Here is an 18,597-nt window from a genome sequence, read left to right as displayed (position 1 = left end):
TATTGTCCGCCCCCCCGTGGAAGTCAAGGACGGCGGCTTGCGCCATCCCGCGCCCGGCCGCTAGGGTCCGCCCGCCCCCCAGGAACCTGCCGGACCTTCTGATGTATGCACTGCTCTGGCTGATCGACACCGCGCTCAGCATCTATGTCTGGGTGCTGATCATCGCCGCGGTCTTCTCGATCCTGACCGCGTTCAACATCCTCGACACGCGCAACCGCCTGGTCTGGACGATCGGCGACTTCCTCTACCGCGTGACCGAGCCCGCGCTGCGGCCGATCCGCAACCTCCTGCCCAATCTCGGCGGCATCGACATCAGCCCGCTGATCCTGATCCTGCTGTTGCAGGCGGCGCGGATCTTCCTGTCCACCACCGTCGCCCCGGCGCTGCTGTGAGCCTCACCGTCGCCGTGAAGGTCACGCCGAAGGCGCGCCACGCCGGCGTGCTCGGCATCGCCCCCGGCAAGGACGGGGCGCCGCTGCTGCGGCTCGCGGTCACCGAACCGCCGGAGGACGGGCGGGCGAACGGGGCGGTGCTGCGCCTGCTCGCCGAGCGGCTTGGGGTTGCGCCGTCCGCCTGCACGCTCCTGCGCGGCGCGGCTTCGCGCGAGAAGCTGATCCGCGTCGAGGGCGATCCGGCCGCGCTGACCACCCGGCTGGCCGCGCTCGGCCGATGAGCGCCGCGGTGATCGACGGCCGCGCGGCCGCGGCGCGGCTGCGCGCCCGCGTGGCGGCCGAGGCGCGCGGCGCCGGGATCGTGCCGGGCCTGACCGTGGTGATCGTCGGCGACGATCCGGCGAGCCGCGTCTATGTCCGGAACAAGACGAAGGCCGCCGCCACCGCCGGGTTCCGCGAGACCACGATCGCGCTGCCGGCCGAGACCAGCGAGCCCGCGCTGCTGCAGGTGATCGCCCGGCTGAACGCCGACGACGCCGTGGACGGCATCCTGGTGCAGCTGCCCCTGCCGAAGCACATCCGCACCCAGGCGGTGATCGAGGCGCTCGACCCGGCCAAGGACGTGGACGGGCTCCATCCCCTGAATGCGGGCCATCTCGCCGGCGGTCACCCCAGGCTCGTGCCCTGCACGCCGAAGGGCGTGATGACGCTGCTCGCCGAGGCCGGCGTCGCGCTCGCCGGCGCGCGCGCGGTGGTGCTCGGGCGGAGCACGCTGGTCGGCCGGCCGGTGGCGGCGCTGCTGACGGGGGCTGATGCGACCGTGACCCTCGCGCACAGCCGCACCCGCGACCTCGCCGCCGAATGCCGCCGCGCCGAGGTGCTGGTGGTCGCGGTCGGCCGGGCGGAGCTGGTCCGCGGCGACTGGATCGCCGAGGGCGCGACCGTGATCGATGTCGGCATCAACCGCCGTGCCGATGGGCGCCTGGTCGGCGATGTCGCCTTCGCCGAGGCGGCCGAGCGCGCGGCGTGGATCACCCCCGTGCCCGGCGGGGTCGGGCCGATGACCATCGCCTCACTGCTCGAGAACACGCTGATCGCGGCGAAGGCGCGGCGAGGGTTCGCATGATCGGCTGGCGTGCGCTTCAGGTGGTGGCGGCGATCGCGTTCATCGCCTGTATCGACCTCGCGCTGAAGGCCACGCCCGTGCGCGGCGACGAATGGAACGCGGGGCGGCTGCTCTATGCCGGCAGCGGCATGGTCACCGCGCTGACGCTGTTCGCGCTCGCCGCGATCGGCATCGGCCAACGGCGGCTGGCCGAGCGGCTCGACGGGATCGCGCGGCGCCTCGAAGGGACACCGCGCGACTGACCTCCTCCGCGTGAGGCGGCGCACATCGCCGCCGAGTCGTCCTCGCTACGATCTGTCCGCACCGCCGCGGGAGCGATCGATGCCGACAGGGGATATCGCGGATCTCCAGGCCATGGCGAAGGGCGATCCTGCCTTCACCGACCGGCCGGAGCTGCACCAGTTCCACATCGTCGAGAACCTGGCGAAATGGAAGAAGCGCACGACGCTGGTCGGCAACGGCCATTGTCCGGTGCTGACCCAGCTCGCCTCCGGCGCGCCGAAAGTGAAGTTCTGGCGGAAGGGCCCGATTGTGAAAGGCAACGCAGCCGTGCCGGAGGGCACGGTGATCGCCTGCGGCTGGACCAGCGAGGGCAAGTACCCGAACCAGAAGCACGGCAACCATGCCGCGATCTATCTGCGCCAGACCGCCAAGGGCCTCGTGGTGATGGACCAGTGGGTCGGCAAGGACGTGGCCAAGTGGGGCTTCGAGCGCGTGCTGCCGTTCGGACCGCGGAAAGGCGACGACATCGTCAACGGCGGCGACTACTTCCACGTCGTCATCACGCAGCGCTTCATCACCGATTTCGAGTACGCGATGATGGAGGCCGGCCGCGCGCTGGCCGCGACCGCCGCGTTCTGACGGCCCTCCGTGTGAGGTGGCTCGCCGTCGCGCGTGCCGCGCTCATCCTCGGCGCACGAAGGTTTCACCTGCGTCTGCCGGTGTATGAGGTGCCTTCAGCGCGGCCGCCACACCAGCCCGGCGCGCGGTACCGCCCGGACAAGGGTCAGACCTTTGTCCGGACGGTATCAGCCCAGTCGGGTGCCGGCGCGCCCTGCTTGCCGATGGCGAGGCATGGTCGAGTTCGGCCCTTGCGCCGGCCGGCCGGTCGCGCCCCGTGGCGGCACTGTGCGCGCGGTCGATCCGGGCCTGATCGAGCGCCCGACGGGGGGCACCCGACCTGCCGCATCCGGCGCGCTGAGGCGTCCCGGTCGCCCGGAAACGCCAAAAAACGCGAAACTGGGGCAGAATCCTCACGTTGTAGGATAGTGCGCTCATTCCACCCTGGGTTAACGTCTCATCGTGTCGCACAATGTCCACCGTGGCTGATCCGATGCCCGCAGGCCTTGCTTCCGCCGGAACCGGACCGGCGCCGCCCCGGTTGCGCCTGAAGCTGATCGGGCCGATGGACGCCTGGAGCGTCACCTCGGAGCGCGTACTGCCCAGGGTGCGCAAGACGCGCGCCTTGCTGGCGATCCTCGCGCTCGCCGCGCCGCGGCCGGTGCAGCGCCAACGCCTTGCCGGCCTGTTGTGGTCCACCCGCGACCGCGAGCAGGCGCGCGCCTCGCTGCGCCAGGCCCTGCACGAGCTCACCCTCGCGCTTGCCCCCTGCGGCGACGCGATCCTGCACGCGAATCGGGACCAGGTCTGGGCCGATGCCGACGCGCTCTGGGTCGATGCGCACGAGGTCGCGCGCGCCGGGCCGGGCGGTTCCGCCGCTCTGGACCTCTACGATGCGCCGCTGCTGGAGGATCTCGACGGCCTCGATCCGGCGATGGATGCCTGGCTCGCCGAGGAGCGGCGGCAGCTGCGCGACCGCGCACGCGGCCTCGGCGAACGGCTGCTGGAGGGGGCGCACACACCGGAGGCTCAGGTCGAGGCGGCGCGCAGGCTGCTCGCGATCGACGAGGCGCATGAAGCGGCGTGGCGCAGCCTGATGCGCGCCCATGCCGCGCGCGGCGAGCGGCGCCAGGCGCTCGAGGCCTACGAGGCCTGCCGCGCCGCGCTCGCCCGCCAGCTGCGCGCCCAGCCCTCGGCCGAGACCGCAGCGCTGGCCGACACGATCCGCGGCAGCGAGGAGCGTGCCGCCCCGGGGGCCATCCCCTTGCCGGTCGCCCCGCCGCGGCGTTCGGCCGCGCGTGGCGCACGACTCGGCACCGCGCCCTTGCAGACGCTCGGCTCGGTGGCCGAGGAGCATCTCTCGCTCGGCCTCGCCGAGGAGATCACCACCGCGCTGTCGCGCTTCCGCTGGATCGCCGTGGTCTCCTCCGCCTCGCTCGCCCGCTTCATCGGCCCGAACACCGACCCGCTGCTGCTGCGCAGCGCGCTCGACCTCGACTTCCTGCTCACCGGCTCGGTGCAGGCGACCGGCGAGCGGGTGCGCGTCACGCTGCGGCTGCTCGACCTGCACGCGGCCGGCGAGGTGGTCTGGGCGCAGCGCTTCGACCGCGAGGCGGCGAACCTGCTGACGCTTCAGGATGAGATCGCGGCCGCGGTGGTGGCCCAGATCGACCCCGAGATCCTGCTGATCGAGGCCAAGCGCGCGGCCGCCCGCCCGCCCGTCGACCCCTCCGCCTACGAGCTCGTGCTGCGCGCGATCCCGGCGATCTATCGGCTGGAGCACGGCGCGTTCCTCGAGGCCGGGCAGCTGCTGACCCAGGCGATCGCGCGCGAGCCCGACAATGCCGCCGCGCATGCCTGGTTCGCCTATTGGCACGTCTTCCTGGTCGGCCAGGGCTGGGCCGAGGATCAGGAGGCGGCGCTGTCGCGCGCCGGCACCCATGCCGAGAAGGCGATCCTGCTCGACCCGTCGGACGCGCGCGCCTTCGCGATCGCCGGCCATGTGCGGAGCTTCCTGCACCACCGGCTCGACGAGGCGATCCGGCTGCACGAGCGCGCGCTCTCGCTCAACCCGAACCTGCCGATGGCCTGGGTGTTCTCGGGCGTCGCGCACGCCTATCGCGGCGACCACGCGGAGGCGTTGCAGCGCATCACCCGCTACCGGCGGCTCTCGCCGATGGACCCGCACGCCTTCCTGTTCGACACCGCGTTGATGATCCCGCACCTGCTGCTCGGCGAGCACGAGCAGGTGGTGGCGCTGGGGATGCAGGTGACCGAGATGAATCCCGGGCTCTCGGCGGCGTGGAAGCCCTATCTGGCGGCACTCGGCCATCTCGGACGCAAGGCGGAGGCGGCCGAGGCGCTTCTCCGCCTGCTCGCCATCGAGCCCGGCTTCACGATCAGGCGGTTCCTGGCCACCGCCCCCTTCGCGCGCGAGGCCGACCGGCAGCACTACGCCGAGGGACTGCGCCTCGCCGGCGTCCCCGAGGGCTGATACCGGCCATTCCGGGCTGTTTGTTGCGGCGCACCATGCGCTGGAGTAGGGTGCCAAGGCAGCCGCTCACGGGCTGCCCAGGGAACGCCACGTGACGGACGAGACCCCCACGCCGCCGGGCCCGCAGGGCCCGAACGAGATCGCGCCCGTGCTGCTCGAGGAGGAGATGAAGCGCTCCTACCTCGACTACGCGATGAGCGTGATCGTGTCGCGCGCGCTGCCCGATGTGCGCGACGGGCTGAAGCCGGTGCACCGGCGCATCCTGTTCGCGATGCACGAGGCGGGCTACGCGCCCGACCGGCCGCACCGCAAATCCGCCCGCGTGGTCGGCGACGTGATGGGCAAGTACCACCCGCATGGCGACGCGGCGATCTACGACGCGATGGTGCGCATGGCGCAGCCCTTCGCGATGCGCCTGCCGCTGATCGACGGGCAGGGCAATTTCGGCTCGATGGACGGCGATCCGCCGGCGGCGATGCGCTACACCGAGGTGCGGCTTGCGCGCGCCGCGCAGTCGTTGCTGGACGGGATCGACGAGGACACGGTCGAGTTCCAGCCCAACTACGACGAGACCGCCGAGGAGCCGCGCGTGCTGCCGGCGGCCTTCCCCAACCTGCTCGTGAACGGCGCGAACGGCATCGCGGTCGGGATGGCGACCAATATCCCGACCCACAACCTCGCCGAGGTGATCGACGCGACGGTGCTGCTGATCGACGAGCCCGAGGCCGATCTCGCGCGGCTGATGGAGAAGCTGCCCGGCCCCGATTTCCCCACCGGCGGGATCATCCTTGGCCGGTCCGGCATCCGGGCCGCCTTTGAGACGGGCCGCGGCTCCGTGCCGGTGCGTGCGCGTGCGTCGGTGGAGGAGATCCGCAAGGATCGCGAGGCGATCGTCGTCACCGAGATCCCCTACCAGGTGAACAAGTCGGATCTGCTGGAGCAGATCGCCGCCCTGGTGCGCGAGAAGCGGATCGAGGGCATCACCGACATCCGCGACGAGTCCGACCGCGACGGCGTGCGCGTGGTGATCGAGGTGAAGCGCGACGCCAATCCCGAGATCGTGCTGAACCAGCTCTATCGCTTCACCCGGCTTCAGACCTCGTTCCCGGTGCAGATGCTGGCGCTGAACGGCGGGCGGCCCGAGCAGATGGGGCTGAAGGCGATCCTTCAGGCCTTTCTCGCCTTCCGCGACGAGGTGCTGGTGCGCCGCAGCCGCTTCCGGCTGGCCAAGGCGCGCGAGCGGGCGCATGCCCTGATCGGGCTCGCGGTCGCGGTCGCGAACATCGACGCGGTGATCGCGCTGATCCGCGCGAGCGCGGACGGGGCGGAGGCGCGCGCGGCGCTGATGGCGCGCGACTGGCCGGCCGCAGAGCTGGCGCCGCTGCTGGCTCTGGTGGACGATCCCGCGAATGCGCTGACCGACGCCGGCACGCTCAGGCTCTCCGAGGCGCAGGCGCGCGCGATCCTCGATCTCCGCCTGCAACGCCTCACCGGGCTGGAGCGCGACAAGATCGCCGAGGAGCTGCACGGGCTCGCCGCCCAGATCGAGGAGCTGCTCGCGCTTCTGGCCGCGAAGCCGCGCCGGCTCGCCGCGATCCGCGAGGAGCTGCTGGCCATCAGGGCGGCCTATCATAGCGATCGCCGCACCGTGATCGAGGATGCCGAGAGCGATCTCGACGACGAGAGCCTGATCGAGCCCGCGCCGATGGTGGTGACGCTGACGCGCGAGGGCTTCATCAAGCGCGTCCCCCTCTCGGCCTTCCGCGCGCAGAAGCGCGGCGGGCGTGGCCGCTCCGGCATGGCGACGCGCGAGGAGGATGCGGTGACGCGCATCTTCGTCGCCAATTCGCTCGACGAGGTGCTGTTCTTCACCAGCCGCGGCATGGCCTACCGGCTCAAGGTCTGGCGCCTGCCGGAGGCGCAGCCGCAGGGCAAGGGCCGCAACATCCGCCAGCTGCTCGGCGGGCTGGAACCCGAGGAGTCGATCAGCGCGGTGCTGCCGTTGCCGGCGGACGAGGCGCTGTGGGAGAGCCTCTACGCCGTGTTCGCGACCTCGACCGGCAATGTGCGGCGCAACCGCCTGTCGGACTTCCGCAACGTGCGCCAGAACGGGCTCATCGCGATGAAGCTCGAGAACGGCGAGCGGCTGATCGATGTCCAGGCGGTGCGCGAGGACGACGATGTGCTGCTGGCCACGCGCAAGGGCCGCGCAATCCGCTTCGCGGTCGGCGACGAGCTGCGCGTCTTCGCCGGTCGCACCTCGACGGGCGTGCGCGGCATCCGGCTCGGCGCCGGCGACGAGGTGATCAGCCTCTCGGTGCTGCGTCATGTCGAGGCCTCGGCCGAGGAGCGGGTCGCGTATCTCAAGGCGGCCTCGGCGAAGCGACGCAGCGGCGAGCCGGAGGAGGGGACGGAGGAGGCCGAGAGCGCGGCCGAGATCACGCTCTCGCCCGAGCGTCTCGCCGCGCTCGAGGCGGCCGAGGAGTTCGTGCTCACCGTCACCTCGGGGGGCTACGGCAAGCGCACCTCGGCCTACGAGTACCGTGTGACCGCACGCGGCGGGCAGGGCATCACCGGCATGGCGCTCACGCGCAGGAACGGTGGCTCGGTGGTGGCGTCCTTCCCGGTCCGCGATGGCGATGCGCTGATGCTGGTGACGGATGCCGGCCGCACCATCCGCATCCCGGTCGATGACATCCGCATCGCCGGCCGCGCCACCCAGGGGGTGACGCTGTTCCGCATCGAGGACGACGAGCACGTCACCTCGGTGTTCCCGGTGGTGGAGGACGAGGCCGAGGGAGAGGGCGCATGAGCGAGCGGCGCATCGGTCTCTATCCCGGCACCTTCGATCCGGCGACGCGCGGGCATCTCGACATCATCGGCCGGGCATCGAAGCTGGTCGACACGCTGGTGATCGGGGTGGCGGCGAATGCGGGCAAGGGGCCGCTCTTTTCGCTCGACGAGCGGGTCGCGCTGCTGCGATCCGAGATCGCACCGATTGCTCAACGCAACGGTTCCGTGATCGAGGTGCGGCCCTTCGACTGCCTGCTGATCCAGTTCGCCCGCCGCATCGGCGCGCGCGTGATCATCCGCGGCCTGCGCGCGGTGAGCGACTTCGAGTACGAGTTCCAGATGGCGGGCATGAACGCGCGGCTCGATCCCGGGATCGAGACCGTGTTCCTGATGGCTTCCGAGGGCGTGCATTTCATCTCCAGCCGCTTCGTCAAGGAGATCGCGCTGCTCGGTGGCGACATCACCCCCTTCGTCTCCACCCCGGTGATCGCGCGGATCGCCGAGAAGGTGGCCGAACGCGGCGAGGCGGCCCGGCTTGCGTCGGGCTCGGGTTCGGCGCACGACTGAACCCCCATAGACGGGAGAGACGCATGACCGGTCTGAAGCGCGCGCTCATGGGCGCGGTGTTCCTGTTCTCGGCAACCGCGGCGGATGCGCAGGGCCCCGCGCGCGATCCCGAGAACACGCTGTTCATGGACCTGAAGGACGGGCGGGTGGTGATCGAACTGCGCCCCGACATCGCGCCCAGGCACGTGGCGCAGATCAAGACGCTGGTGCGCCGCGGCTTCTATGACGGCACGCCGTTCCACCGCGTGATCGAGGGGTTCATGGCCCAGGGCGGCGACCCGACGGGCACCGGCACGGGCGGCTCGGATCTGCCGAACATCCCGGCCGAGTTCTCGACCTCCGCGCGCTTCCTGCGAGGCACGCTCGGCATGGCGCGGTCGCAGGATCCGAACAGCGCCAACAGCCAGTTCTTCATCATGTTCGCGCCGGGCCCGTTCCTCGACGGGCAGTACACGATCTGGGGCCGCGTGGTGCAGGGCATGGAGTTCGTCGACAACATCAAGCGCGGCGACCGCAACCGCAACGGTGCCGTCACCCCGCCGCCCGACCGGATCGTCCGCATGCGGGTCGCCGCGGATGTGCGCGAGTAGCCGGCGCGCTTTGACGGCGCGGCCCACACGGGCCTAGAACGCGCCAGGGCGGGCCGGTAGCTCAGCGGTAGAGCGGCAGACTTTTAATCTGCGGGTCGTGGGTTCGATCCCCACCCGGCCCTCCAGGCGCCGGCGTGGCGGCGTCACGTCGGGTCGCGGAGCACGCGATAGAGCGCGGGGATCACCAGCACCGTCAGCGCGGTCGAGGAGATCAGGCCGAACAGCAGCGACACCGCCAGACCCTGGAAGATCGGGTCGGGCAGGATGAAGCCGGCGCCGATCATCGCCGCCGCCGCCGTCAGCAGGATCGGCTTGAACCGCACCGCGGCCGCCTCCAGCGCGACCGCGCGCAGGCTGCGGCCGGCGCGATCGGTGTGGCGCACGAAGTCCACGAGCAGGATCGAGTTGCGCACGATGATGCCGGCGAGGGCGATGAAGCCGATCATCGAGGGCGCGGTGAACGGCGCGCCGAGCAGCGCGTGGCCGATCACGATTCCGATCAGCGTCAGCGGCACGGGCACCAGCACGACCAGCGGGGCGAGGAAGCTGCGGAACTGCGCCACGACCAGGGCATAGATGCCGAGCAGCGCCGCGCCGAACGCCAGCCCCATGTCGCGGAAGGTGATGCGCGTCACCTCCCACTCGCCCTCCCACAGGAGCACCGGCGCGCTGGCGTTGAGCGGCTGGCCGGCGTACCGGATCGTCGGCACGGCGCGGCCCTCCACGGCGATCGCGGCGAGGGCGTCGCGCACCGCCAGCATGCCGTAGATCGGCGCCTCGAACGTGCCGGCAAGCTCGGCCATCACCATCTCGGCCGGCCGGCCGTTGCGCCGGAAGATCGACGGCGAGGCCGGCTCCGCGACAACGCGCACCAGGTCGCCAAGCTCGACCGTGCCCTGCCGCCCCGGCACCGGCGTGGCGAACAGGCGTTCCGAGACGAAGAGCTCGTCGCGCGGCAGGCGCACCATGATCGCCATCGGGTTGCGCCCCTCGCCGCGATGCGAATAGCCGATCGCCACACCGCCGAGCAGGGCGCGCAGCGTGTCGTAGACCGCCTCCTCCTCGACGCCATGGAACTCGAGCTGATCGGCGAGCAGCGTGAAGCGCAACCGCCGGCCGGGATCGCGGATCGTGTCGTCGCGATCGACGATGAAGGGCACGCGCGCGAACGCCTCGCGCACCGTCGCCGCGGCGGCCCGGCGTGCGGCGCTGTCGGGGCCGTAGATCTCGGCCAGCAGGGTGGCGAGCACGGGCGGGCCGGGAGGCACCTCGACCACGCGCAGCCGCGCGTCCGGCGGCAGAGGCAGGTCGGCCAGCAGCCGGCGCACGTCGAGCGCTATCTCGTGGGAGTCGCGCGCGCGGTCGTGGCGCGGCGCCAGCATCAGCTCGAGGTCACCGAGATGGGGCGCGCGGCGCAGATAGTAGTGACGCACCAGGCCATTGAAGTTGAACGGGGCGGCCGTGCCGGCGTTGAGCGTCACCGCCCTCAGCTCCGGCACGCCGTGCAGCCGGTCGGCGGCGGCGAGCAACGCCCGCTCGGTGTCCTCGAGGCTCGCCCCGGCCGGCATGTCCAGCACCACCGCCAGCTCCGACTTGTTGTCGAAGGGCAGCAGCTTCACCGTGACGTCGCGCGTCACGAACAGCAGCAGCACGCCGGCGCTGGCGAGCCCGGTGAGGGCGAGGAAGGCCCAGGCGCGCGCGCGCCGCTCGATCAGGGGCGCGGCGATCGCAAGATAGAGCCGGCCGAGCCGTCCCGGCCCGTGGGCGCCCGCCGCTTCGGCACCCTCGCCGCGCAGCCGCGCCATCAGCCACGGCGTCAGCATCATCGCGACGAAGAAGCTGAACAGCATCGCCGCCGCGGCGACCGCCGGGATCGGCGCCATGTAGGGGCCCATCAGCCCGGAGACGAACATCATCGGCAGGAGTGCGACGATCACCGTCAGCGTGGCGACGATCGTGGGGTTGCCGACCTCGGCCACCGCATCGATCGCGGCGGCGATCCGGCCGCGGCCGTCGCGCATCGACCAGTGCCGGTCGATGTTCTCGACCACGACGATCGCGTCGTCGACCAGGATGCCGATCGAGAAGATCAGCGCGAACAGCGAGACGCGGTTCAGCGTGTAGCCGAGTGTCCAGGCGCCGAACAGGGTCAGCAGGATCGTCACCGGGATGACCACCGCCGTCACCACCGCCTCGCGCCAGCCGATGGCGAGCCAGATCAGCGCGACGATCGAGGCCGTGGCGAGGCCGAGATGGAACAGGAGCTCGTCGGACTTCTCCTGCGCGGTGGCCCCGTAGTCACGCGTGATGTCGGCGGCGATGCCGTCGGGGATCACCGTGCCGCGGAGCGTCGCGAGCCGTGCCCGGATCGCCTCGGTCAGCGCCACGGCGTTGGCGCCGGCGCGCTTGGCCAACGCGATCGAGACCGCCGGCGCGGCCTGAAAGCTGCCCGCAGCGTCGCGCGTCAGCCGCCAGACACGTTGCTCGATCGGCGCACCGTCCTGCACCACGCGCGCGACGTCGCCGAGATAGACGGGCCGGCCATCGTGCGTCGTGACCAGCAGCAGCGCCGCGTCCGGGATGCCGCGCAACGTCTGCCCGGCATGCGCGGGCACGGTCTCGCCGCGGTCGCGCATGGGCGCGATCGCGAAGGAGCGGTTGGCGCCGGTGAGCTTCTCGACCAGCCGGTTCAGCGTGATGCCGTAGCGCGCGAGCCGATCCGGATCCGGTTCGACGCGGATCTCGGGCGGCCGGCCGCCGACGATGTAGGTGAGCCCGACATCGGGCAGCTTGACGAGTTCGGAGAGCACGCGGTCGGCCAGCTCGTGCAGCGCGGCATCGGTCCAGCGCGCCGCCGCTTCCGGCTCGGGGCGCAGCGTCACAACCGCCACGGCGACGTCGTTGATGCCGCGGCCGACGATCAGGGGCTCGGGAATGCCGAGCGGGATGCGGTCGAAATTGGCGCGGACCTTCTCGTGCACGCGCAGGATGGCATCGTCCGCATCCGTGCCGACCAGGAAGCGCGCGGTGACGATCGCGCGATCATCCTCGGTCGAGCTGTAGACGTGCTCGACGCCCGGGATGCCGAGGACGATCGCCTCGAGCGGGCGCGTCACCAGCTCGACTGCGTCCGGCGCGGCGAGCCCGTCCGCACGCACATGGATGTCGACCATCGGCACGCTGATCTGCGGCTCCTCCTCGCGCGGCAGCGCGACCAGGGCCATCAGACCGAGCCCCAGGGCGGCGAGGAGAAGAAGCGGCGTCAGCTTCGAAGCGATGAAGGCGCGCGCGAGCACACCCGACAGACCGAGCGGCCGCGGAGGCGGGGGTGTCGTCGTCATGGCGCGAGGATGACGTCGCCGGCGCGCAGCCCGGACAGGATCTCGACCGCCGGCGTGCCGTCGATCTCGCGCGCGGGGCCGGTCTGCACCGGCACCAGCGCGCCGCTCGCGAGACGAACGAGATCGACCCCGGCACCGCGATGGATGAAGCCGCGCGGCACGACGATGGCCGAGCGTCGATCGGCGACGATCGTCACCTGCACGCGCTCGCCGACAAAGAAGTCGCCGAGGCCGGCGACCTCGGCATCCGCCACCACCTGGCCCGCATCTAGGCGCGGATAGACCAGCCGGATCGTCCCTGCCCCGAGTGCGGCGTCCGGCCGCTCGGCGAGGCCGCGCGCGCCGACCTGGACGGCATCGCCGGCGCGCAGGAAGCGGGCGTGGCGCTCGGGCAGCCGCAGCCGCAGCACGTAGGCGTCGGTGGCGATCACGGCGACGGCTTCGCCGGCGAGCACGACGCTGCCCGGCACGCCGCGCACGGCGAGCACGCGGCCGGCCTGCGGGGCATGGACCTCGCCCTCCCGCTGCTGCTCGGCGGTCACCGCGCGCTCGGCCCGTGCCGCCGCGGTCTGCGCCGCGATCACCTCGAGTGCGGTCTCGGCCTCGTCGAGTCGCGCCTGGGTGGCGGCACCGGTGGCGCGGAGCTGGCGGGTGCGATCGAGCTCGAGCTGGGCCTGGCGGCGCTGCGCGGCGAGTGCCTCGAGTCGGGCATCGAGGGCGGCAAGCTGCAGCGCGAGCTTGGGATCATCGACCACGGCGATCATCACCCCGGCCGCCACCATGTCGCCCTCGCGCACGGAGAGCGTGCGCAGCGTGCCGGTGATCCGCGCGCGCGCCTCGACCTCGCGCGCGCTCTCGACCGTGGCGAAGACGGATTTGCGATCCTCCACCATGCGCTCGACGACCGTGAACCGCTCGGCTGCCACGCTGGGCAGCCCCAGCAGCAGGAGCAGGCCGAGGCTGGGCATGGCGGCGCGCCGCTGGACCCCGCCCGCCGCCACAGCGGCGATCGCGCGTGCCGCAAGGCGGATCATGCGATCAGCGCCTTGCGGCGCCTCGGGGAGGTGCAGAACAGGTCGCGCAGCGTGCCGAGGAGTCGGGCGACGCGCGGATCGGCCAGCCGGTAGTGCAGTGCCGTGGCCTCGCGGCGCGCCGCCACCAGGCCATCCTCGCGCAGCCTGGCGAGGTGCTGCGAGAGCGCCGGCTGCGACAGGCCGACCGCCTCAGCGAGTCGGCCGACGGTGACCTCGCCCTCGTCGATCAGCTGGCAGAGCAGCAGCAGCCGATGCTCGTTCGCGAGCAGCCGCAGCAGCCGCGCCACCTCGCCGGCCTTCGCCTCGAGATCGTCCAGGGGAATGTGAGGGCGCGCAGGCGCCTTTCTATGCATACCTTCTTATATAAAGAAAACCTTCAAAAGTCAAGCAGCTCCCGGCCACCGTCCGCGCCCGTCAGCCCGGCGCGCGGATCCACGTCTCCGAGAACGCCAGCATCGCCGTCGAGATCGTCCGCCCCGCGATCTCGCGCGGCCCCGGCTTGCCCGGCAGCACGCGGCCGTTGACGGTGATGGTCGCGGTCTCGCAGCCGACGAACAGGCTCGGCATGTGGTGCTTGCCCGTCGCCGATTTCTCCGGCGGGAAGGCGAAGCAGAACGGCTCGCCGAGCCCCTTCCAGGCCAGCTCCACCGTCAGGTCGCCGGCGCGCACGATTTCGCTGTAGCTCGACACCGCATCGCCGACGCTCTTCACCTCGTCGAGGGTGCGCCAGAGCAGCGAGGAGAGGCCGGGCTGCCCCTTGAACGCGCCGAAATGCGAAACGAACTCGGCGATCAGCCAGCGCGCGAGCTTCTCGTTGTCGGTGATGCAGAGATTCGAACGCTCGGCGGGCGGCGCGGCCTCCTGCGGCGCGCGCAGCAGCACCAGCGCATGGCCGCGCCCGTGCGGCGACAGCACCACGCGGAAGAACGAGGCGAGGGCCACGAATGGGCCCTCCGGGCTCTCCTTCAGCGAGATCCCCGGGTTCTCGCCCGACCATTCGACCGTGCCGGGAAAGACGAGCGTCTCCGCCATCGCAACCTCCGCGTGTCTAGGATGCTCCCCTTCTACCACGCGATCGCCACGCCGCCACCGCCGCGCGGATCGGCCCCGCCCGTCACGGCGCCGTCACGCAGCAGGATCGCGTGCGCGCGCGCCATGGTCGGGTCGTAGGAGATCGCGGATTGGCGCACCTCATGGCCGAGCGCGCGCAGCCCCTCGACCACGTCGCCCTGCACGCGCGCCTCGCAGAACACCGCACCACCCTCGCAATGGAGGCGCGGGAAGGACACGGCCTCGACCGCGCTCATGCCGAAATCGATCACGTTGACGATCGTCGTCAGCACCGCCGAGATGATCACGCTGCCGCCGGGCGCGCCGACGATCAGGAACGGCGCGCCGTCCTTCAGCACGATGGTCGGCACCATGCCGGTGGTGCGCGCCTTGCCGGGCGCGATGCTGTTCGGTCGGCCGGGCTGCATGTCGAACAGCTTCATGCAGTTGTTCCAGTTGAAGCCGAGCCCCTCGGTGACCACGCCCGAGCCGGTGCCGAGCGTGTGGGTCACCGAGACGGCATTGCCGGCCGCGTCCCACACCGAGAGATGCGTGGTGCAGGAGGGCGGGCTGCCTGCCTTGCCGCCCGGCAGCCAGCCGCCGCGGATCTTCGCCGCCCAGTCGGCCGCGCGCGCCTTCGAGATCATCGCCTCCACCGGCACCGGAACGAAATCCGGATCGCCGAGTTCGCGCTCGCGGTCCTCGTGCGCGGCCGCCATCGCGCGCGCGACCAGGTCGAGATGCCGCACGCTGCCCGGCGTGTCGCCGAGATCGAAGTGCTCGAGGATGTTCAGCATCGCGATCAGCACCGCGCCAGACCCGGGCGGCGGGTTCGAGGCGATGGTGTAGCCGCGATACGTGCCGATCACCGGCGCGCCCTCGCGCACCCGATAGGCGGCGAGGTCCTCGGGTGTCACGAAGCCGTCCTTGTCGGCGAAATCCTCCGCGATCCGCGCGGCGATCCCGCCGGTGTAGAAGTCCTGCGCGCCATGGCGGGCGAGCCGTTCGAAGGTGTCGGCCATGTCGGTGTTGCGGATCACGTCGCCGATCTCGCGGATCTCCCCCGCCTCGTTCAGGTAGAGCGCGGCCGAGGCGCGCGTCGTGCCGACGCGTTGCTTGCCGGTCGGCATGCCCGGCATCGGCTTGCGCACCAGGTAGTCGTAATGGAACGACGTCACCGGAATACCCGCTCGCGCCATGCGGATCGCGGGGGCCAGCAGATCGGCCCAGTCCCAGGTGCAGAGGCGTTCGTGGAAGCGCGCGAAGCCGGCGACCGTGCCGGGCGTCATGATGCCGGTATAGCCGAGCTCGGCGCGGAAATCGTCGAACAGAGCGTAGCCCGAGATCTCTGAACGCCCCTTGCTGGCCGCCGCCCACATGTCGGGTGTCACCTTCGATCCCGCGCGCGTGTGGAAGTCGATCATGCCGTGCTCGCCGCTGGCGGGCCGCAGGTATTGCAGCGTGCCCATGCCGCCGATGCCGCACATGAAGGGGTCCTGCACCATCTGGCAGAACGCCGTCGCGAGCGCGGCATCGAACGCGGTGCCGCCGCGGCGCAGCACATCGGCGCCGACATCGGCCGCGCGTGGCTGCGGGCAGACGACAATTCCCTTCATGCGGCCCATCCCGGCTCCTCCTGTCGCTCGCGCGAGACTGCCCCTGCCATCCCCGATGGACAAGGCATCGCCGCCGGGCCACGCTCCCGTCTCCCTGCCGGAGTGCCGCCATGAACGCCATGCCGCCGACCAACTCGCCGATCGTCACCGCCTTCATCGCGCGCACGCCCGGCAGTGCTGCGAATTACGCCACCGCGCAGCGCCTGTTCCCGGGCGGTGTCACCCACGATTCGCGCTATGTGCGGCCCCATCCGCTGGCGATCGTGCGGGCCGAGGGCGCACGCAAATGGGACGTGGATGGCAACGAGTACGTGGATTACGCCGGTGGTCATGGCGCGCTGATCCTTGGCCACGCGCATCCGGCCGTGACCGCGCGCGTGGCGGAACAGCTCGCGCGTGGCACGCATTACGGCGCCAACCACGCGCTGGAGAATCGCTGGGCCGAGCTGATCCAGGAACTGGTGCCGAGTGCCGAGATGGTGCGCTTCACCAGCTCCGGCACCGAGGCGACGCTGATGGCGCTGCGCCTGGCCCGCGCCGCGACCGGGCGCAGGAAGCTGCTCCGCCTGCGCGGACATTTCCACGGCTGGCACGACCACATGGCCTTCGGCGTCACCAATCATTTCGACGGCACGCCGACCCCGGGCGTGCTCGGCGCACTGGCCGAGAACGTCGTGTTCGTCGATCCGAACGACGAGGCCGGGCTCGTGACGCTGCTCGACGCCGAGGGTGCGGACATCGCCGCCGCGATCCTCGAACCGACAGGATCGAGCTACGGCCAGGTGCCGCTGCGGCCCGAGTTCGTCCGCCGCCTGCGCGACGAGACCGCGCGGCGAGGGATCGTGCTGGTGTTCGACGAGGTCGTCACCGGGTTCCGCGTCTCGCGCGGCGGCGCGCAGGAGGCGCTCGGCATCCGCCCCGACCTGACCACGCTCGCCAAGATCCTTGCCGGCGGCCTGCCGGGTGGCGCGGTGGTGGGCAGGCGCGACCTGCTCGAACTGCTCGACCCGGAGCGGGCAGCCGCGCGCGGGGTCGAGAAGATTCCGCACCAGGGCACCTACAACGCCAACCCGCTCTCGGCCGCTGCCGGCATCGCCACGCTGGAGATCATCCGCGACACCGATGCGGTCGCGCGCAGCCACGCCTATGCTGCGCGGCTGCGCGCCGCATTGAACGACGTGCTGGCCGAGGAGGGGGTGAACTGGGCGGTCTATGGCACCCACACCGGCACCCATGTGTTCGTCAATCCGAAGGGGCTGGCGATCGGGCCACGACGCTTCGATCCGCTGGCCCTGGGCTATGCCGACCTGAAGGTTCCGCGCGGCAACCAGACCGTGACCAAGCTGCTGCTGGCGATGCGCACGCGCGGGGTCGATCTCGCGCCCTGGCCGGGCGGGCCGGCTTCGGCCGCGCACGGCGATGACGATCTCGCCCGCACGGTCGAGGCGTTCCACGGCGCGATCCGGGCGCTGCGCGAGGAACGCGAGATCGCCTGACCGGGAGTCGCTGCGCTGAGTGGGCTTGCCGCCGACTGCCGGGCGGTGTCACCATCCGTCTCGTTTCGGGTCGCTTCCCGCGCCCGTGATCGAGGGCGCTTCGGGGCGATCCCCTTCGAAGGGGAGGCTCGCATGAGGATGCGCAACCTGTTGGGTGCGGCGGTCGCCGCGCTCTGGCTTCAGCCTTTCGGCGCGGCGGCGCAGGAGCTGCCGCAGCTCCAGTTCAAGGCGATCGGGCTGAACAGCCCCACCGTCGCCTCGATGGTCGACGAGGTGCCGTTCTGGCGCGAGACCATTCCGCGCGCCTCCAACGGCCGGATCACCGTTGACATCACGCCGCTCGACCAGATGGGCATTGACGACCGCACCATGCTGCGCCTGCTGCGGCTCGGCGTCATGGACTTCGCCGGCATGGATATCTCGAAGATGGCCGGCGACGACGCGCGGTTCGAGGGCTGCGACCTCGCCGGGCTGACGCTGGATGCCGACAAGGCGCGCGAAGCCTGCAACGCCTGGCGCCCGATCATCGACCGGCAGATGCAGCGCAACTGGAACGCGAAGCTGCTCGCCTTCGGCGGCAACCCGCCGCAGGTGTTCTGGTGCCGCGACGTGATCAGCGGGCTCGAGGGCCTGCGCGGCAAGAAGATCCGCGTGTTCAACAACACGATGCGCGACTTCCTGCAGGGCATCGGCGCGACCGCGGTGAGCATGGCCTTCGCCGAGGTGGTGCCGGCGCTGAACTCGGGCGTGGTGGACTGCGCGGTGACCGGCAGCCTGTCGGGCAACACGGCGCGCTGGCCGGAAGTGTCGAAGTCGATCTATCCGATGTCGCTCGGCTGGAGCATCAACGTCCTGGCCGTCAATCTCAACACCTGGAACCGGCTGGAGCCGCGTGTGCAGCAGTTCTTCCTCGACCAGGTGAAGGCCTACGAGGACAAGATGTGGCAGACGCTCAAGGCGGCGGATGCCCAGGCCGACAACTGCAACTTCAACCGCGGCCCGTGCACCATGGGTCGCCCGGCCAACATGACCGAGGTGCCGGTAAAGCCGGCGGAAGCGGAAGTGCACAAGCGGCTCGTCGAGGGCGCGGTGCTGGCGAACTGGGCCCGCCGCTGCGGCGCGGAGTGCGCCCGTGAATGGAACGACACGGTCGGCAAGACGCTCGGCCTGAGGGCGCCGGTTCCCTGATCATGCGTGACGCCGGTCCGGCGGCCCATGGCCGGGCCGGCGATCCTTTCGTGCGGTACGGAGCAGGCGC

16 protein-coding genes and 1 tRNA gene are annotated in these 18,597 nt (G+C 71.4%); 12 read left to right on the top strand and 5 right to left on the bottom strand.

Features of this window, described 5'->3' with window-relative positions:
* The first annotated feature begins 101 nt into the window (after nucleotides 1–101).
* From F563_RS0103990 to F563_RS0103945, 10 genes are all read left to right on the top strand, one after another.
* Nucleotides 102–392 carry a YggT family protein gene (locus tag F563_RS0103990; RefSeq protein ID WP_019013354.1) on the top strand — a complete coding sequence of 97 codons (291 nt, stop codon included), beginning with the start codon at nucleotides 102–104 and terminating at the stop codon, nucleotides 390–392.
* The gene (locus F563_RS0103985; RefSeq protein ID WP_019013353.1) at nucleotides 389–673 is read left to right on the top strand and encodes a DUF167 domain-containing protein; all 285 of its coding nucleotides are present in this window, start codon (nucleotides 389–391) and stop codon (nucleotides 671–673) included. Before F563_RS0103990 ends, F563_RS0103985 begins: the two co-directional genes overlap by 4 nt.
* On the top strand, nucleotides 670–1,518 hold the full coding sequence (gene folD, locus F563_RS0103980) for a bifunctional methylenetetrahydrofolate dehydrogenase/methenyltetrahydrofolate cyclohydrolase FolD (protein ID WP_019013352.1): 849 nt from the start codon (nucleotides 670–672) through the stop codon (nucleotides 1,516–1,518). The genes F563_RS0103985 and folD overlap by 4 nt, the downstream gene beginning before the upstream one ends.
* Nucleotides 1,515–1,760 carry a hypothetical protein gene (locus F563_RS0103975; protein ID WP_019013351.1) on the top strand — a complete coding sequence of 82 codons (246 nt, stop codon included), beginning with the start codon at nucleotides 1,515–1,517 and terminating at the stop codon, nucleotides 1,758–1,760. Before folD ends, F563_RS0103975 begins: the two co-directional genes overlap by 4 nt.
* 79 nt (nucleotides 1,761–1,839) lie before the next feature.
* Nucleotides 1,840–2,379, top strand: coding sequence for a BPSL0067 family protein (locus F563_RS23745; RefSeq protein ID WP_019013350.1), 540 nt, complete (start codon nucleotides 1,840–1,842; stop codon nucleotides 2,377–2,379).
* A gap of 460 nt (nucleotides 2,380–2,839) precedes the next feature.
* The gene (locus F563_RS0103965; protein WP_211211341.1) at nucleotides 2,840–4,852 is read left to right on the top strand and encodes an AfsR/SARP family transcriptional regulator; all 2,013 of its coding nucleotides are present in this window, start codon (nucleotides 2,840–2,842) and stop codon (nucleotides 4,850–4,852) included.
* 91 nt (nucleotides 4,853–4,943) lie between these two features.
* Nucleotides 4,944–7,664, top strand: a complete 2,721-nt coding sequence (gene gyrA / locus F563_RS0103960) for a DNA gyrase subunit A (protein ID WP_019013348.1) — start codon at nucleotides 4,944–4,946, stop codon at nucleotides 7,662–7,664.
* Nucleotides 7,661–8,212 (top strand): pantetheine-phosphate adenylyltransferase, encoded by a 552-nt coding sequence (gene coaD, locus F563_RS0103955; protein WP_019013347.1) that lies wholly within the window; start codon nucleotides 7,661–7,663, stop codon nucleotides 8,210–8,212. Before gyrA ends, coaD begins: the two co-directional genes overlap by 4 nt.
* Nucleotides 8,213–8,235: 23 nt before the next feature.
* A complete protein-coding gene (locus F563_RS0103950; protein ID WP_019013346.1) occupies nucleotides 8,236–8,802 on the top strand; it encodes a peptidylprolyl isomerase in 567 nt (188 codons plus the stop codon).
* Between the two features lie 50 nt (nucleotides 8,803–8,852).
* Nucleotides 8,853–8,927: transfer RNA gene (locus F563_RS0103945), tRNA-Lys, on the top strand.
* A gap of 18 nt (nucleotides 8,928–8,945) precedes the next feature.
* On the opposite strand, the gene F563_RS0103940 is transcribed toward F563_RS0103945, so the two are convergent.
* From F563_RS0103940 to ggt, 5 genes are all read right to left on the bottom strand, one after another.
* Nucleotides 8,946–12,143 (bottom strand): efflux RND transporter permease subunit, encoded by a 3,198-nt coding sequence (locus F563_RS0103940; protein ID WP_035574556.1) that lies wholly within the window; start codon nucleotides 12,141–12,143, stop codon nucleotides 8,946–8,948.
* On the bottom strand, nucleotides 12,140–13,177 hold the full coding sequence (locus F563_RS0103935) for an efflux RND transporter periplasmic adaptor subunit (RefSeq protein WP_019013344.1): 1,038 nt from the start codon (nucleotides 13,175–13,177) through the stop codon (nucleotides 12,140–12,142). Before F563_RS0103935 ends, F563_RS0103940 begins: the two co-directional genes overlap by 4 nt.
* Entirely contained in the window at nucleotides 13,174–13,530 is a 357-nt protein-coding gene (locus F563_RS21480) for an ArsR/SmtB family transcription factor (protein ID WP_051089314.1), read from the bottom strand. The genes F563_RS0103935 and F563_RS21480 overlap by 4 nt, the downstream gene beginning before the upstream one ends.
* 61 nt (nucleotides 13,531–13,591) lie before the next feature.
* The gene (locus tag F563_RS0103925) at nucleotides 13,592–14,209 is read right to left on the bottom strand and encodes a hypothetical protein (protein ID WP_019013342.1); all 618 of its coding nucleotides are present in this window, start codon (nucleotides 14,207–14,209) and stop codon (nucleotides 13,592–13,594) included.
* Between the two features lie 32 nt (nucleotides 14,210–14,241).
* The gene (gene ggt, locus F563_RS0103920) at nucleotides 14,242–15,843 is read right to left on the bottom strand and encodes a gamma-glutamyltransferase (RefSeq protein WP_026299310.1); all 1,602 of its coding nucleotides are present in this window, start codon (nucleotides 15,841–15,843) and stop codon (nucleotides 14,242–14,244) included.
* Between the two features lie 110 nt (nucleotides 15,844–15,953).
* Between ggt and F563_RS0103915 the strand changes: the two genes are divergently transcribed.
* The gene (locus tag F563_RS0103915) at nucleotides 15,954–17,339 is read left to right on the top strand and encodes an aspartate aminotransferase family protein (protein WP_019013340.1); all 1,386 of its coding nucleotides are present in this window, start codon (nucleotides 15,954–15,956) and stop codon (nucleotides 17,337–17,339) included.
* Nucleotides 17,340–17,471: 132 nt separating this feature from the next.
* Nucleotides 17,472–18,527 (top strand): TRAP transporter substrate-binding protein, encoded by a 1,056-nt coding sequence (locus F563_RS0103910; RefSeq protein WP_026299309.1) that lies wholly within the window; start codon nucleotides 17,472–17,474, stop codon nucleotides 18,525–18,527.
* The last annotated feature ends 70 nt before the right edge of the window (nucleotides 18,528–18,597 follow it).

This window comes from Elioraea tepidiphila DSM 17972 (assembly GCF_000378465.1).
In the GTDB taxonomy this organism is placed as follows: Bacteria; Pseudomonadota; Alphaproteobacteria; order Acetobacterales; family Acetobacteraceae; genus Elioraea; species Elioraea tepidiphila.
This window is presented reverse-complemented; position numbering and strand designations above follow the sequence as displayed.

What these genes read in the sequence shown, in the direction of transcription:
- F563_RS0103990 (WP_019013354.1), top strand. Translation starts at nt 102, where the DNA reads ATGTATGCACTGCTCTGGCTGATCGACACCGCGCTCAGCATCTATGTC.
- folD (WP_019013352.1), top strand. Translation starts at nt 670, where the DNA reads ATGAGCGCCGCGGTGATCGACGGCCGCGCGGCCGCGGCGCGGCTGCGC.
- F563_RS0103975 (WP_019013351.1), top strand. Translation starts at nt 1,515, where the DNA reads ATGATCGGCTGGCGTGCGCTTCAGGTGGTGGCGGCGATCGCGTTCATC.
- F563_RS23745 (WP_019013350.1), top strand. Translation starts at nt 1,840, where the DNA reads ATGCCGACAGGGGATATCGCGGATCTCCAGGCCATGGCGAAGGGCGAT.
- coaD (WP_019013347.1), top strand. Translation starts at nt 7,661, where the DNA reads ATGAGCGAGCGGCGCATCGGTCTCTATCCCGGCACCTTCGATCCGGCG.
- F563_RS0103950 (WP_019013346.1), top strand. Translation starts at nt 8,236, where the DNA reads ATGACCGGTCTGAAGCGCGCGCTCATGGGCGCGGTGTTCCTGTTCTCG.
- F563_RS0103940 (WP_035574556.1), bottom strand. Translation starts at nt 12,143, where the DNA reads ATGACGACGACACCCCCGCCTCCGCGGCCGCTCGGTCTGTCGGGTGTG.
- F563_RS0103935 (WP_019013344.1), bottom strand. Translation starts at nt 13,177, where the DNA reads ATGATCCGCCTTGCGGCACGCGCGATCGCCGCTGTGGCGGCGGGCGGG.
- F563_RS21480 (WP_051089314.1), bottom strand. Translation starts at nt 13,530, where the DNA reads ATGCATAGAAAGGCGCCTGCGCGCCCTCACATTCCCCTGGACGATCTC.
- F563_RS0103925 (WP_019013342.1), bottom strand. Translation starts at nt 14,209, where the DNA reads ATGGCGGAGACGCTCGTCTTTCCCGGCACGGTCGAATGGTCGGGCGAG.
- ggt (WP_026299310.1), bottom strand. Translation starts at nt 15,843, where the DNA reads ATGAAGGGAATTGTCGTCTGCCCGCAGCCACGCGCGGCCGATGTCGGC.
- F563_RS0103915 (WP_019013340.1), top strand. Translation starts at nt 15,954, where the DNA reads ATGAACGCCATGCCGCCGACCAACTCGCCGATCGTCACCGCCTTCATC.
- F563_RS0103910 (WP_026299309.1), top strand. Translation starts at nt 17,472, where the DNA reads ATGAGGATGCGCAACCTGTTGGGTGCGGCGGTCGCCGCGCTCTGGCTT.